This is a genomic window from Methylomonas sp. EFPC3 (assembly GCF_029643245.1).
GTDB lineage: Bacteria > Pseudomonadota > Gammaproteobacteria > Methylococcales > Methylomonadaceae > Methylomonas > Methylomonas koyamae_B.
In genome coordinates, this window is the sequence record NZ_CP116398.1 from 4,400,740 (window position 1) to 4,415,035 (window position 14,296).

At 50.8% G+C, this 14,296-nt stretch carries 9 protein-coding genes; 4 read left to right on the forward strand and 5 right to left on the reverse strand.

Annotated elements, in window-relative coordinates; translation table 11 throughout:
• Positions 1 to 43: 43 nt before the first annotated feature.
• From PL263_RS20175 to PL263_RS20195, 5 genes are read right to left on the reverse strand one after another with little or no spacing between them, the layout of a single operon-like run.
• Positions 44 to 1,369, reverse strand: coding sequence for a hypothetical protein (locus PL263_RS20175; RefSeq protein ID WP_278211050.1), 1,326 nt, complete (start codon positions 1,367 to 1,369; stop codon positions 44 to 46).
• Complete coding sequence (locus PL263_RS20180; protein ID WP_278211051.1) at positions 1,290 to 2,330, reverse strand: DMT family transporter; 1,041 nt, start codon at positions 2,328 to 2,330, stop codon at positions 1,290 to 1,292. The genes PL263_RS20175 and PL263_RS20180 overlap by 80 nt, the downstream gene beginning before the upstream one ends.
• Before the next feature lie 2 nt (positions 2,331 to 2,332).
• Entirely contained in the window at positions 2,333 to 3,418 is a 1,086-nt protein-coding gene (locus tag PL263_RS20185; RefSeq protein ID WP_278211052.1) for a sodium:calcium antiporter, read from the reverse strand.
• A 6-nt stretch (positions 3,419 to 3,424) separates the two neighbouring features.
• The gene (locus tag PL263_RS20190; protein WP_278211053.1) at positions 3,425 to 4,852 is read right to left on the reverse strand and encodes an ATP-binding protein; all 1,428 of its coding nucleotides are present in this window, start codon (positions 4,850 to 4,852) and stop codon (positions 3,425 to 3,427) included.
• Entirely contained in the window at positions 4,836 to 5,522 is a 687-nt protein-coding gene (locus PL263_RS20195; RefSeq protein ID WP_278211054.1) for a response regulator transcription factor, read from the reverse strand. Before PL263_RS20195 ends, PL263_RS20190 begins: the two co-directional genes overlap by 17 nt.
• A gap of 195 nt (positions 5,523 to 5,717) precedes the next feature.
• On the opposite strand from PL263_RS20195, the gene mgtA reads away from it, so the two are divergent.
• The 4 genes from mgtA to PL263_RS20215 are packed head-to-tail and all read left to right on the forward strand — an operon-like array spanning position 5,718 to position 14,276.
• On the forward strand, positions 5,718 to 8,486 hold the full coding sequence (gene mgtA / locus PL263_RS20200; protein WP_278211055.1) for a magnesium-translocating P-type ATPase: 2,769 nt from the start codon (positions 5,718 to 5,720) through the stop codon (positions 8,484 to 8,486).
• A complete protein-coding gene (locus PL263_RS20205) occupies positions 8,486 to 9,994 on the forward strand; it encodes a TolC family protein (RefSeq protein ID WP_278211056.1) in 1,509 nt (502 codons plus the stop codon). Before mgtA ends, PL263_RS20205 begins: the two co-directional genes overlap by 1 nt.
• Positions 9,991 to 11,163, forward strand: a complete 1,173-nt coding sequence (locus PL263_RS20210; protein ID WP_278211057.1) for an efflux RND transporter periplasmic adaptor subunit — start codon at positions 9,991 to 9,993, stop codon at positions 11,161 to 11,163. The genes PL263_RS20205 and PL263_RS20210 overlap by 4 nt, the downstream gene beginning before the upstream one ends.
• Positions 11,160 to 14,276, forward strand: a complete 3,117-nt coding sequence (locus PL263_RS20215; protein WP_278211059.1) for a CusA/CzcA family heavy metal efflux RND transporter — start codon at positions 11,160 to 11,162, stop codon at positions 14,274 to 14,276. The genes PL263_RS20210 and PL263_RS20215 overlap by 4 nt, the downstream gene beginning before the upstream one ends.
• Positions 14,277 to 14,296 lie beyond the last annotated feature (20 nt).

Below are 14,296 nucleotides of genomic sequence, written 5' to 3' on the forward strand. Positions count from 1 at the left end.
AATTGGGATGGGCTAAGCCCGCTTTGGCTTTACCCAATTGCGGTTATTTTGAGATTGTTATCTCTGGCGCCCCCTTTTGAGATAACTCGGTGACGGTCATCTGGAATATCTGATGTAGTAGGCGAAAACTCTCACGGTTCCACTGGTAACCCTCTTCGGGTTTAACGGCATAGTGTAATCCGCCGTACTTAACGCTCATATCCACATCGTCTGGCACACTTTCTGATGCTATTACTTCTAGGGTATGAATCGGATTTTCACTAACGAAAGGGGAACGCGGGTCTTTATCTACGTTAAATTCAGGTTCGTCATTGATGTCGCGGCCAATGAAATTGACGATATTGTAAAAACTGCGCAACCGGAAAAAACCATGTAACGGTACTTCACCACCCGGATAGCCAGGACGAATATCAACCATTACGTCATTGCTCGCACCACTATCAGCTTCTTCGTTGAGCTTGATACGCTCCTCGTTGCTCAACAACTGTGGATCATAATTTGTCAGGATAATACGCCCGGTAACACGTTTACTTAGCTTCAATTGATGCTTGTCGGTGTTATAGTCAACTTTGAATTCCTTTAGTAGCCCAACCAACCGTTCCGGCGATAGAGAATCGGAGTTTAATTCCCAGCTAGAATCAAACAACAATGGTTCTACGAACAAAGCGTTACGATCTTGAATAGAGGATATGTGAGACACGACTTGCCGGAACAACTTGTAACCGTCTTTATCGGAAGGTTTGTTGTTGTAAACCTTATCTTGATGATCGTTTTCGATACGCAATTCACCCGCCAGTAAACGAAGAATGAGGTCAACGTCAGTACCTTGGCGCAATAACATTGTCAGTTTGCTTTCTTGGAAAGGCGTTAATAAACGTTTGGTAAATTCCTCTCCTTCCATGGGAATGATACTAATCGTTGGATTTTCGGAAGCGGTCCCGCCAAATATCGGCGTTATTAAAGAACCCGTTGGCCCCGTCATTGCTGGAGTAGCCCCGGCATTAAATTGAAAGTTAAACGTGGCGGCGATATTTGATACACCGGTGAAATGTAAGGGTTGATGCTGATGAGCGCGAGCAATATTGAGTAACAACAGTTCGGAAAGAATCTCAGAGGTCGACTGGTCGTAGGCAATAACCGCATGATCCAGCGCAGCCGGTGAAACACAGGCTTGAAGCCCCACAAGACTACCGAAAGTTACGCATCGTAATGCCTTTGTTACGGGGGCAACCAAAAAGCCACGACCTTTAATTGCCCAATTACCTCCTGTGGTGAATCTAAAAAACCTATCAATGATCATGTCTATGGTGAATATCAGGATAATGTGGATGCTTATGCGTGATTTCTGCATGTCGATGAAAATGGACATGGGGTTTGTTGCTATCCCATTCAAAGTCATGCGCGTGCTGATGATGCACATCATGAACATGACGATGGGCATGCGTTATCTCTAAATGGGTATGTTCATGTAAATGGTGTTCTGTCAGGTGCAACAAGACGCCAAGTCCCATTAAGCCCGATGCAAGCCAAAACGCTGGGCTGGTTGCTTCATTTAACGCCACCAGAGCAACTGCGGCGCCAATAAATGGTGCGGTTGAGAAATAGGCTCCCGTTCGTGCCGTACCCAAACCGCGTAGTGCCAATACGAATAGGGTCAAGCTCATGCCGTAGCCAGCTAGCCCAAGTGACAGCGCCTTCATCAACATTACGATATTTGGTGCAGTTGCACCAAGGCTTAATGCAAACAGGGTGTTGACCGTTCCTGCAATCATCCCCTTGCTAGAGGCAACAAACAAGGCATCCGTAGCAGACACTTTACGGGTTAAGTTGTTATCAATTGCCCAACAGAAACAGGCTGCAGAAATTGCCACCGCCCCTAGCCAATTGGATGAGGAATCTTCGCCGAATGGCCAAGACAGTACGATTCCACCGGCAACAATGGCTATCATACCAAGCACCACGCGCCTATCAGCATTTTCTCGAAAAACGATCCAGGCAATTAAGGCGGTTAGTACGGCTTCAAGATTAAGTAGCAGTGATGCGATTGACCCACTGGTAACCGTTAAACCCAGTAGCAACAAAACGGGACCAAGCACGCCGCCAAATAGGATGCCACCGACTAACCAAGGCCATTCCGAAGGCATCAGCCCAGAGGGCTTCCAGCTCCAATCACGAATCAGCCGTATGATACTAAGACCAATGCCGCTACCCAGATAGAGCAATCCCCCCAATAAAATCGGCGAAACCTCGCCGACTAGCAATTTGGCAAAAGGGGTGCTGGCTCCAAACAGGATGGCCGCCATCAGTGCATAAACGATATTACGGTTCATTGCTACATCGTCGTAATCAGTAGAAAGGCGATGTACAAGACACCATTAATGAGTAGGGCCCAAAGCGGTAGTCCTTTTCCATGAGTGCGAGAGTTGATTCGCAGCCATATGGCGGCAAGCATTGTGATTAAAACTCCTGACAATACTTCGATACGCGGTTGCCAGGGTGTTAGCATGATACCAATGGCCGGAAGCAGCGTACCCTGAAATACCATAGCACCGGTAATATTGCCAAAAGCCAGGGTATCCTTTCCGCGTCGAATCCAGAGAATACTGTTGACCTTCTCCGGTAATTCAGTGGCGATAGGAATAATCAGTAGTGATAACAAGAGCGCGGAAATGCCAAGCAAATGCGCCGCCCCCTCAACGCCAGAAATGAAGCCCTCCGCACCATAAACCAATAGCGCAAGTCCTATCGACAATTGCAGCAGAATCGTCAACAGATTGGTTTGCAATCCCAATCGGGCTATGTACATTTTAGTGTCTGTCTCAGTAGCATGGCCATCTCGCACCAAATGTGCCGAAGCACGTAGGGTCAGCATGATGTAAATAAAGTAGGTTAAGACCAGCGTAATACCTAATGCTCCTCGAATGTAGCGTTCCTCTTGGGGAACATACATCGCTGCTGCGGCCAGCACGAACGCGAGCAGAAAAAAGTTAAGGTCACGAATGAAACCAGTCCGTTCAGGATGAATGCGGCCTGACAGCCCTCTTCGCCGTAGAACTGAGAGCGCCATCAAACAGGTCGATAACGTTGACAACATGAGTGGCGCACCAAGGATAGCGCCGACACCAATTTCCTCGTTGATGTTGACATTGGATGTGCCCGCCAACAGTGCTAGAAGGGGAACCATAGTTTCAGGTAAAGCTGTACCGACAGCTGCGAATAATGATCCTGTCACTCCTTCGGAAATTTTGAGTTTCTCTCCAAGGTGTTCCAACGCATTCGTGAACAGCTCCGATGCTACTAAAATAACAATGAGCATCATGAAGAGGGTAAGGAGATAAATGGTCACTGAGTTGAGCCTGTCATTTTGTTGTGTTGCTGGTGGCGTTACTGATTTCTGTTGCAAATAAAAAACATTCATGAACAGCTAGATGCAGTGTTGTTCTCTGAATGGGGCCAAAGGAAATTTGAAGATAAAAATGGCTCCGCCACCGTCAATATTGGATACATCAATATGTCCACCATGGCTACGCGCAATAGCCTGTGAAAGCGCTAAGCCGAGACCGACGCCTGCAACATCAGTTGTTCTGGCAATCGATCCACGGTAAAAACGTTCAAATAGTTGCTGTTGTTCATCGAGCTTAATCCCTGGCCCTGTGTCGGATACGCTAAGCGCCGCTTCGGTTTCTTCTACATCCAATCGAATCGTCACGCGACCGCCAGGCGGAGAAAACTTTATAGCGTTATCCAATAGATTGGTCAGAATCAGGTCTAAAGAACCACGGGCAATTTTTGCGATGATTGGTTTCAGGGATTCAACGATAATTAGAATATCCCGTTTATCGGCCATCGGCTGGATACGTTCCACCACTGTTTGGATGATCGAATTCAACGGAACCGCCTCTACTGAACTGCGTTCCAGGCCAGCATCCAAGCGGGCTAGGACAAGCAGTTCCTCGACAATCGTGGTCAATCGCGCAACTTCGTCCAGACAGGATTGCAATGTCTCCTGATATTCCGTGGTATCGCGGGGACGGCGTAAGCTGATTTCAAGTTCCGTTCGTAATCGCGATAACGGCGAACGCAGTTCATGAGATGCATCGGCGGTGAACCGACGTTGAACTTCAAAACTACGCTCGATGCGGTCAAGCATTTCATTCAAGGTATCGACCAGCTTGCCAATCTCGTCGCGAGTGCCGGGGTGTGGCAAGCGTTCGCTCAAATTGGCTTCATTAATGCGGTGTGCTTGATGAACAATATTGTCTATGGCTTGAAATACCTTACGGGTTAACGAGGCCCCAACGCCACCAACAGAGGCAAGTAAAACTAGCGTCATAACAACGAAAAGCAGGCTGGCAGCATTCAGTACATTGCGCACATCATCCAGTGATCCTGCAACCTGAATGATGATGGGTGCATCCAGTTGATTAATAGGCATTGAAACCATACGCACGGGTTCATCGCCAAACGTGGAGAGCGTTTCGAAGACGGTTTCTCCAGCCGCAAGCCGTGCCAAAATGGCTGACGATGCAGGTAATTGTGAGGAACCTAAGTTGGCACTACGAGCCAGCACTTCGCCATGGGAATTAATGACCTGCACCAGCCGGTCGATACGAGCAAAAGACAGCTGATCGGTCCCCGCCATTGTTTCGTTTAGTTTGATGGGTTGCTGTTGGTTGGATTTCAACATCGCCGCTTCCGTTTCGGCGACAGCCAGCAAGGCGGCATCGAGCTGATGATGAACCGCTCTGGAAAGCATCCAGTACGCGGCAAAACCGCTGCAAGTTAGGATAACAACGATAACGGTCAGGTGACTTAAAATAAGTCGTGTTCGAAATTTAAGCATCGTAGGCATCACTGATTGCCAATCGGAAACCCCGACCGCGTATGGTGTGAATGAGTTGTGGAATGCCTGGATAATCAATTTTCCTGCGCAGATTACTGACATGGGCATCGATCAGGTTATCAAGGCCAATATGGTCGTTTTTCCATAGCTGTTCTGCAAGCTCGTGGCGGGTCACCACTTCCCCCGTGCGGCGCATCAATATCTCCAAAATGGCATATTCCTTTTGGGTCAAGTTAATGGTTAGCTTTCCCCGCGTCACCCGATGCGTTTGTGTATCTAAGGTTAGGTCATCTACCTTGAGGGAGAGATGTTGGATCAGTTCTGAACGTCGCAGCAATGCGCGGGTTCTAGCCAACAGTTCTGCGAACGCAAACGGTTTGGTCAGGTAATCATCAGCACCGGCGTTGAGCCCTTCGACGCGATCTTGCAATGCATCTCGAGCGGTAAGCATCAAAATCGGCACGCGAACGCCATTTTCTCGAAGCTCTCCACACCAGGCGACGCCTTGCTTGCCCGGCAAAAACCAATCCAAAATGATCAATCGATAGTCCTGCGCATTCAGGCATTTCGCTGCTTCTTCAGCCGAATAAGCGGCATCGACGGCAAAACCCTCTTCAACCAAGCCTCGCAATAACAGGCTAGACGCTTTTCTATCGTCTTCTACCAATAAAATTCTCATGATAACTGTCGTTTTAGTCGGATTGACTGGCTGGCCTTTAATTCAAAAATCAATTACCAGTTTACCTTGCACCGCATTGCCGATGCCGTTCCTGAAGAGGAATTCAGGAATGGCCCGATCCTGAATCGCTATCATAACCATCGCCTACTAGGACAATTTATATCGTCTAATTTTTAACGCTGCCGCGAGAAGACCATGAAATTCGAAATGCTCAAAGCCATGTTAAGCGGCCATCTGGTCAAAAAACACTTTACCCGGCATTTCCGGCGTCTGGCGATACTGGAAATGTTTCACGGCGCACCATTGGCTAAAGGCGGGGTACCGGCTGCATTGTCGCAGTCGTTAACCAGTGCAGCACTCAAAACGCCTGATGCATTGCTTATTGAATTAAATAGCCACGCCCATGGACTGGATTCGGTGACAGCGACCGCAATACGTGAACGAGTGGGCTTCAATGAGGTCGATCACGAAAAACCCCGCCCCTGGTGGTTACATCTTTGGCATTGCTATAGCAATCCCTTCAGCCTACTACTAACAGTCTTGGCAGCGATTTCCTATTTTACCGAGGACATGAAAGCCGCCATCGTCATTTCCTTGATGATCGTGTTGTCAACGGTACTGCGGTTTGTTCAGGAAAACCGCTCGAATCGCGCCGCCGAGCAACTCAAGACTATGGTCAGCAATACCGCGTCCGTCCTGCGGCGAGATATCGCCGAGAGTATTGCCGTCGATACGGAACGCTTCTACGGTGTCACCTTGCACCCCAAGCCAGCACGGACAATCGAAGTTCCAATACGCGAATTAGTGCCTGGCGATGTGGTGGTATTGTCGGCGGGTGACATGATACCCGCCGATCTGCGTCTGCTGGCCGCCAAAGACTTGTTTATCAATCAAGCGGCCATCACCGGCGAATCGATGCCGGTGGAAAAATTCGTGCAGCCCAGCAACCCCAATGCCCATACCGCCATTGAACTCGACAACATTCTGTTCATGGGTACCAATGTCGTCAGCGGCACGGCGCATGCGGTGGTGGTCGAGACCGGAGTGCGCACCTATTTTGGCACATTGGCTCAACGCATGGTCAGCACGGATCGGGCTCCCACCGCCTTCCAAACCGGTGTCAATCAGGTAAGTTGGGTATTGATCCGCTTCATGTTAGTGATGACGCCCATTGTGTTGCTGATCAACGGCTTTACCAAGGGCGATTGGCTGGAAGCCGCCTTGTTTACACTGTCGGTCGCGGTCGGCTTAACGCCGGAAATGTTACCCATGATCGTTACGGCTACCTTGGCTAAAGGCGCTGTGATCATGTCGCATAAAAAAGTGGTGGTGAAGAGTCTGGATGCCATCCATAACTTTGGAGCCATGAATATCCTCTGCACCGATAAAACCGGCACCCTGACCCAAGACCGAGTGTTTCTGGAACAACATTCAGACCTGTTTGGCGAAGAATCGGATGAAGTGCTGGAATATGCCTATCTGAACAGCTATTACCAAACCGGCCTCAAAAACCTGTTGGACGTTGCGGTACTGGAGCATGGCGAGATTCATCGGGAACTCGAAGTCACTAAAAACTTTTGCAAGATCGATGAAATTCCATTCGACTTTCATCGCCGCCGCATGTCTGTCGTCGTCAGTGAACAGCAGGACCGTCATTTGCTGATCTGCAAGGGCGCCGTAGAGGAAATCCTGGCCGTGTGCTCCCACATTAAGCATGGCGATCAGTTCGAAGCGCTGGACGAAGACCGTTTAGCCATTATAAGAGCCATCACCAGCGATTTGAATGACGATGGCATGCGGGTCATTGCCGTCGCCATTCGCGAATTCGAGCCACTACGCGAAATTTATAACATCGCCGATGAAGCGGGGCTGACATTGGTTGGCTACATTGCCTTCCTCGATCCCCCCAAGGAAACCGCCGCACCCGCCTTGCAAGCGCTCAAAGACCACGGTATCGATGTCAAAATTCTCACTGGCGACAACGAATTGGTGACCGCCAAGGTATGCAAAGTAGTTGGCTTGCCAATCAATACGCCCGTGCTAGGCCCACAAACCGAAGACATGGATGATGCTACCTTGGGCAGCGTCGTCGAGGCGAACACCATTTTCGCTCGCCTGACCCCTGCCCATAAAGAACGTATCGTGCGGATATTACGAAATCAAGGCCATGTGGTCGGATTTCTGGGAGATGGCATCAACGACGCACCGGCGTTACGCGCTGCCGATATTGGCATTTCCGTGGATTCCGCTGTCGATATCGCCAAGGAAGCCGCCGATATTATTTTGCTGGAAAAGAGCTTGTTGGTATTGGAAGAAGGCGTGATAGAGGGACGCAGAACCTTCGTCAACATGCTGAAATACATCAAAATGACCGCTAGCTCCAATTTCGGCAACGTCTTTTCGGTGCTGGTGGCCAGCGCCTTTCTGCCTTTTCTACCGATGCTGCCCTTGCATCTCTTGGTACAAAATCTGTTCTATGACATCTCGCAAGTGGGCATTCCGTTCGACCATGCCGACAAGGAACTGCTGGAGAAACCTCAGCGCTGGAAACCTGAACTACTGAGCCATTTCATGATTTTCTTTGGGCCGATCAGTTCGGTATTCGATATCAGCACCTATTGTCTGTTGTGGTTCGTGTTTGGCTATAACACCCTGGATCAGCAAGCTCTGTTCCAATCGGGATGGTTTATCGAAGGATTGCTTTCTCAGACGCTGATCGTCCACATGATACGCACCCGGAAAATCCCTTTCATCCAGAGTTTTCCAGGTTGGCCGTTGTTAACTATGACAGCATTGGTGATGGTTTTGGGCGTCCTTTTACCCATGTCGTCCCTGGCACATTACGTCAAACTGCAAGCCTTGCCCTTGGATTATTTCCCTTGGCTTCTGGCGATCTTGCTGGGCTACGCCATCCTGACGCAATCCATGAAAGGCATTTTTGCTAGGCGCTATGGTTGGCAGTAATGGATCATTATTTGGTTTTTACAGTAGATATGAAAACAACTAAAAACACTACGACGTTGGCGTGGCATAACGACTTCTGCTCTCGACAGCCTTCAAAACGGGCACAAAAGCATTTTGCCTTGCGAACGATGCTTTTTGCAGCACTGACGATGAGCGGACTCGAATGTATCGCCGAGGATACTAAAGCGGTTCCATTACCGTTATTCGTAAACGACGCTGACCAATCGACCAGTGAGTCTGTCGCCAGCCGTGCGTCAAAAAATAGTCCGGTCGAAAGTACACCCGACGAGGCACACGAACTGTCGCTGAATGCTGCCATCCAATTAGCGCTGGAAGCCGACCCACAGATTCGCGCAGGCGTTGAAGCCGTGCGTCAAGCCGAAGCGGATGTCGTCACAGCAGATTTGCCGCCCAATCCAAGTCTGTCGACCAGTGGCTCGTTGATGCCATTGAATAGGCCCTTCACCGTGGACCGTCAAGGCGGTCCGCCACAGTTCGACATCGGCATGTCGTTTCCGGTGGATTGGTTTTTGTTTGGTAAACGCGCAGCGGCGGTGATGGCCGCCGAGAAAGGCGTCGATGTCGCAGCGGCTGATTTTTCCGAGCTGGTTCGCCAGCGGATTGCCGGTACGATTGCCGCGTTTTATGACGTATTGGAAGCCCAATCCGCGCTGGCATTGGCGCGCGAAGATTTCAGCAATTTATCCGAAGTAGAGAAAATAACCGCCAATCGCGTTGAATTGGGGGGTGTCGGCACCGTTGAACTGGATCGTGTGCGTTTGTCCATATTCAGCAGTCGTCGTGAAGTGCGTGCGCGTGAAGTTGCGCTGGAAGGTGCATTCAGCCGATTGCGTAGCTTTTTGGGCTATACACAGGCGGTTCCTTTAAAAATTGACGGCAGCCTGGATGTGCCGTCACCTATAACTCCGCTCGATTCTTTAGCCATCTTTGCCATTGCCGAAGACAATCGCCCAGACATCCAGGCGCTGAAACACCAGATAACCCAAGCCGAAGCCAACATCGAGCTGGCGGAAGTCAGCGCTTATCCGGCCATTACGCCTAAAGTCGGTTATACCCGCCAATTTCAGGAAAAGGCTATCGGTTATCCCGATGCCAACTCCTGGGGTATTGGGGTGGACGTGACGGTGCCGTTGTTTGACCGCAATCAGGGCAACATTGCCAAGGCAAGGTCGGCCAAAGTTCAATCAGAACTCAATTTGAGTGCCCAACTCGTTAACCTTCGCGCTGAAATCGACCAAGCGATTAAAGCCTATGAAAGCGCTTACCAGGTACTCATCAGTGACGATCCGGGTCAGCTCGAAGCGGCGCGTAATGTCCGCGACAAAATTCGCACCGCCTATGAATTGGGTGGCAAGACGTTAATGGAAGTCCTGGATGCACAGCGTACCTATCGTGAAACCTATCGGCTTCATATCGCCGGTCGTTCCAACTACTGGCATTCACTTTATGCACTCAACGCCGCTCTGGGTAAACAGGTTCTAAAATGACAACCCCATTTTCAAATCAAAAACTGACTTTTTTAAAATTAAAACCCGCCATTTGGCTATTGGCTGTCGGTATCGGCGCAGTAGCCGTGTGGCGATGGCAAGGGCAAGACCTGCCCGATAAACCCAGTCCAAAAGTCGATGCGGTGTCACTGGCCGGACCAGGTTTGATTGCTGTGCAACCGGGTATCCCGCTGGAGAAAAAGCTGGAACTGACGACGGTGAAACAGGAGCGCATCAGCTCGCCTTTGTTGTCGGTGACAGGGGCGGTCATGGCACGTCTTCGTTCAGGTGTCGGGCTGGTTGAAGATCGTTGGCAGTTCAGTAGCGTCGAGTTATCGGCCATCTATGCGGATTGGCAAAAAGCCGGGACAGAAATGGAATTTGCGGCCAAGCAGTTGACCAAGACGCGGGAATTGACCGCAGCCCAACTTACTTCGCAAACCAAGGTCGTGGATCGCTTGCGCAAATTGGTGGCAACCGGCACCGAGGCTGCGCGTGATTTAAGCGCCGCCGAAGCCAGCCTGTTGCAAACCCAGTTAGAAGGACAAAAAGCAGTCTTCGAGGCCGAAAGCGCGTTGACCCAAGCCACGCATAGCCATGCCGATTTCGAACGGCATTTATTACAAGCTGGGATTGATCCAGCGTTGTTGCAAAAAGTCCCGACCGGCGCTTCGCTGGTCATGGCCGATGTACCCGAAGTCCGTATTGGCTTGGTTGCTGTCGGGCAAGGCTGTGAAGCCCGCTTTTATGGTTTAAACAACCAAGTATTCAAAGGCACGGTACGCAGCTTATCGCCCGCACTGTCGCCCGAACGACGCACATTGAGGGTGTACTTTGAGTTGAACGACCCGGATAACAAGTTGAAGCCGGGTATGTACGCTGAAATTGGCCTGGGCACTGATCCTAGGACAGCAATATTGGCACCCGCAGATGGCATTCTGCATATCACGGATGGCGATTATGTGTTGACCGAAGCCCAAACGGGCATCTGGAAAGTCACCGAAGTTCAGGTGGGTGAGCGGGCTGGAGACCGGGTTGAAATTCTGGATGGTTTGACGGGCGGCGAACGCATGATTGGCAATGGTGCCATTCTGTTGAAACCTTTAGTCGTACAGGCATTGTTGAAAATACAACAAAGTCCAGCAACCAGCGGAGCCAGTCAGCCATGATTGCCGCGTTGATTCGTACCGCATTGCACTACCGCTGGATCGTGCTGATTAGCGCGATGGCATTGGTCACACTTGGGCTGTGGTCGTTCAGCCAGATGAAGATTGACGCTTATCCCGACATTTCATCGCAGATGGTGCAGGTGATTACTACCTATCCTGGGCGTGCGCCGGAAGAGGTGGAACGGCAAGTGACGATTCCGGTCGAAATCGCCATGCGCAATGTGCCCAAGGTCGAGACCATACGTTCCCGCACCATCTTCGGCTTGTCGGTGGTACAAATGATCTTTGAGGAAGGCACCGAGAGCTATTGGGCTAGACAACGGGTTCAGGAAAAACTGTCTAGTTTAGCCTTGCCGGATGGTGCTGAAGCGGAACTTGGACCATTGGCCACCGCCTATGGCGAGATGCTGCGCTATGAACTGGTTTCCGATGGCCGTTATGACTTGATGGAATTGCGCACCCTCAACGATTGGGTGGTAATTCCCCGTTTTCTAAGAGCGGCGGGCGTGGCCGAGGTATCGAATTTCGGTGGCTACGAAAAACAGCACGGCGTGTTGTTGAATCCTGCGCAACTGTTACGTTACGGCCTGTCGGTCAATGATGTGGTGGAAGCCATTCAGACCAATAACGCTAGTGCTGGCGGCAGCGTGCTGTCTCGCGGCAGCATGTCCTTTGTGATTCGTGGCCGTGGAGCGCTGCAAAGTGAACAGGAAATCGGTTCAATCTTTATCAAGTCAATTGGCGGAACGCCTATCTATGTTCGCGATGTCGCCGATGTGCGCCTGGACTCCAAAGTGCCAGCGGGTATTTTCAGTAAAAACACCACCGATGAAGCGGTCGAAGGTATCGTGCTGCTACGCAAGGGCGAAAATCCGTCCGAAGTCTTGGGCCGCGTCCAAGCCGCCGTCGACGAACTCAATAACGAAGGCTTGCCCGAAGGTGTACGGGTTGAACCCTATTATGATCGTAGCAACCTGATCAATAGCACCTTGCATACCGTTAGCCATAGTGTGACACTTGGCATAGGCTTGGTGGTACTGGTATTGCTGGCCTTCTTGGGGCGTCCGTCTTTGGCGATGCTGGTCGCATTGACCATTCCATTTTCATTGCTGTTCGCTTTGGTGCTGATGTACGGTGCCGGTATTCCAATAGGCTTGTTATCGATTGGTGCTATCGACTTTGGGATTATTGTTGATGGTGCGGTGATCATGTCGGAAAACATCGCTCGGCGTTTGGACGAGCGAGAACACGCGGTTTCCGACGAACGCCGTAGTGTTGGCCAAACGGTGTTGGCTGCGGCATTGGAAGTCGAACGTCCGGTATTTTTCTCGATTTTGATGGTCGTTGGTGCGTTCTTACCGCTGTTAACCTTGACCCATATCGAAGGTTTGCTGTTTCGACCCATGGCAATGACCATCGTGTTCGCGCTGCTCGGTGCCGCGCTGTTTGCCTTGTTGGTTGTGCCTGTTTTGGCTACCATGCTGTTTCGTAATGGCTATCGCGAATGGGAAAACCCGGTATTGATCTGGTTATCGGAACACTATGCGAGGGTTTTGTCATGGGCGATGCATCACCGCTGGCCCATGGTCATTAGTTCTACGGTGGCATTGTTCGCTGTACTCGCAGTAGTCGTACCACGCATGGGCAGCGAGTTTTTGCCTTACATGGACGAAGGCGTGGTTTGGGTGCGAGCCAATTTCCCGGAAGGCACGTCATTACAGCAAACCTCGCAGTTTGGTCAGCGTCTCCGGCAAGTCGCGTTGGAATTCCCGGATATTGAATTCGTCGCCGTGCAAACCGGACGTAACGATAGCGGTACCGATCCTTATCCGCCTAGCCGGATTGAGATGATGGTTGGCCCCAAATCCCGCGATCAATGGACACAATTTACACGCAAGCAGGAATTGGTCGCCGCATTGGGTACACGTTTTCGTAGCGAGTTTCCGACCACCCGTTTTAACTTCACCCAACCGATTATTGATAGCGTGACCGAAGATGCCAATGGCACCTCGGCCAATATGGCCATCGAATTTTCTGGGATGGACTCCGATGTGCTACTAGGTCTGGCCCGTCGCGCTGAAACCCTGCTCAAAAAGGTACCCGGCGCTATGGATGTCAACATAGAACAAGAGGGGCCGCAGCCTCAGTTAGTGATCGAGCCCGACCGAGCGTTATGCGCCCGTTATAACGTCAGTATTGAAGATGTCACTTTGCTGATCGATACCGCTATTGGCGGTGCGCCAATTGGTACGCTTTACGAAGGCGAACGCCGTTTTGACATTGCCACGCGTTTTGCCCCTGAACATCTGGACTCGCCGCAAGCCTTGGGTCGCTTGCCGGTCTACAATTCCGATGGTGTACCGATTCCATTAGCTCAGGTCGCTCGCATTAACATCGTTGATGGACAAACCATGATCGCCAGAGCCGATGGTCGTCGCCGACTGACCGTACGAAGCGATATTGTGGGTCGCGATCAAGGTGGATTCGTCGCCGAGGCTCAGCGCTTATTTGATCAAGAAATCCAGGTGCCGCCAGGCTACCGAGCGACTTGGTTAGGCATGTTTGAAAACCTCAAACGTGCGGGCGAGCACTTCAAGTTACTGGTACCGGCCACTATCGCGGTGATTTATCTTTTGTTGTTAGCAATGTTCGCATCCCAGCGAGCCGCTTTGATATTGCTGTTGGCCATCCCGTTTGCCTTTGTTGGTGGGGCGGTCGCTTTGTACCTACGGGGCATGAATATCAATGTTTCATCGGGGGTGGGTTTCGCTGCCGTATTTGGCGTATCGATCATGAACGGTGTACTCATCGTGCGTACCATCACTGATTTAAGGCTGCAGGGAATAGCCCTCGAAGAGGCGATTCGGCAGGGTTCAGTCCGATGTTTGCGTCCAATTTTGATCGCCTCGCTGGTGGCTATTCTTGGTTTGGTACCTGCGTCCTTAGCGACCGGCCTGGGTTCCGATGTTCAACGGCCATTAGCAACGGTCATTGTTTGGGGTTTGTTTAGCGCAACCGTGATGACCTTATTGTTGGTTCCTATTCTTTATCGGCTTTTTGTCCCACGGTTACCAGTATCGGATGTTGGTAAAAACGAGTGGACAGGTGTTTAGCACAGGCCTTTGAATAGCGG

Bases quoted from the DNA above. Each gene is read 5' to 3' on its own strand.
- PL263_RS20175 (WP_278211050.1), bottom strand. From the start codon at position 1,369: ATGTCCATTTTCATCGACATGCAGAAATCACGCATAAGCATCCACATT.
- PL263_RS20180 (WP_278211051.1), bottom strand. From the start codon at position 2,330: ATGAACCGTAATATCGTTTATGCACTGATGGCGGCCATCCTGTTTGGA.
- PL263_RS20185 (WP_278211052.1), bottom strand. From the start codon at position 3,418: ATGAATGTTTTTTATTTGCAACAGAAATCAGTAACGCCACCAGCAACA.
- PL263_RS20190 (WP_278211053.1), bottom strand. From the start codon at position 4,852: ATGCCTACGATGCTTAAATTTCGAACACGACTTATTTTAAGTCACCTG.
- PL263_RS20195 (WP_278211054.1), bottom strand. From the start codon at position 5,522: ATGAGAATTTTATTGGTAGAAGACGATAGAAAAGCGTCTAGCCTGTTA.
- mgtA (WP_278211055.1), top strand. From the start codon at position 5,718: ATGAAATTCGAAATGCTCAAAGCCATGTTAAGCGGCCATCTGGTCAAA.
- PL263_RS20205 (WP_278211056.1), top strand. From the start codon at position 8,486: ATGGATCATTATTTGGTTTTTACAGTAGATATGAAAACAACTAAAAAC.
- PL263_RS20210 (WP_278211057.1), top strand. From the start codon at position 9,991: ATGACAACCCCATTTTCAAATCAAAAACTGACTTTTTTAAAATTAAAA.
- PL263_RS20215 (WP_278211059.1), top strand. From the start codon at position 11,160: ATGATTGCCGCGTTGATTCGTACCGCATTGCACTACCGCTGGATCGTG.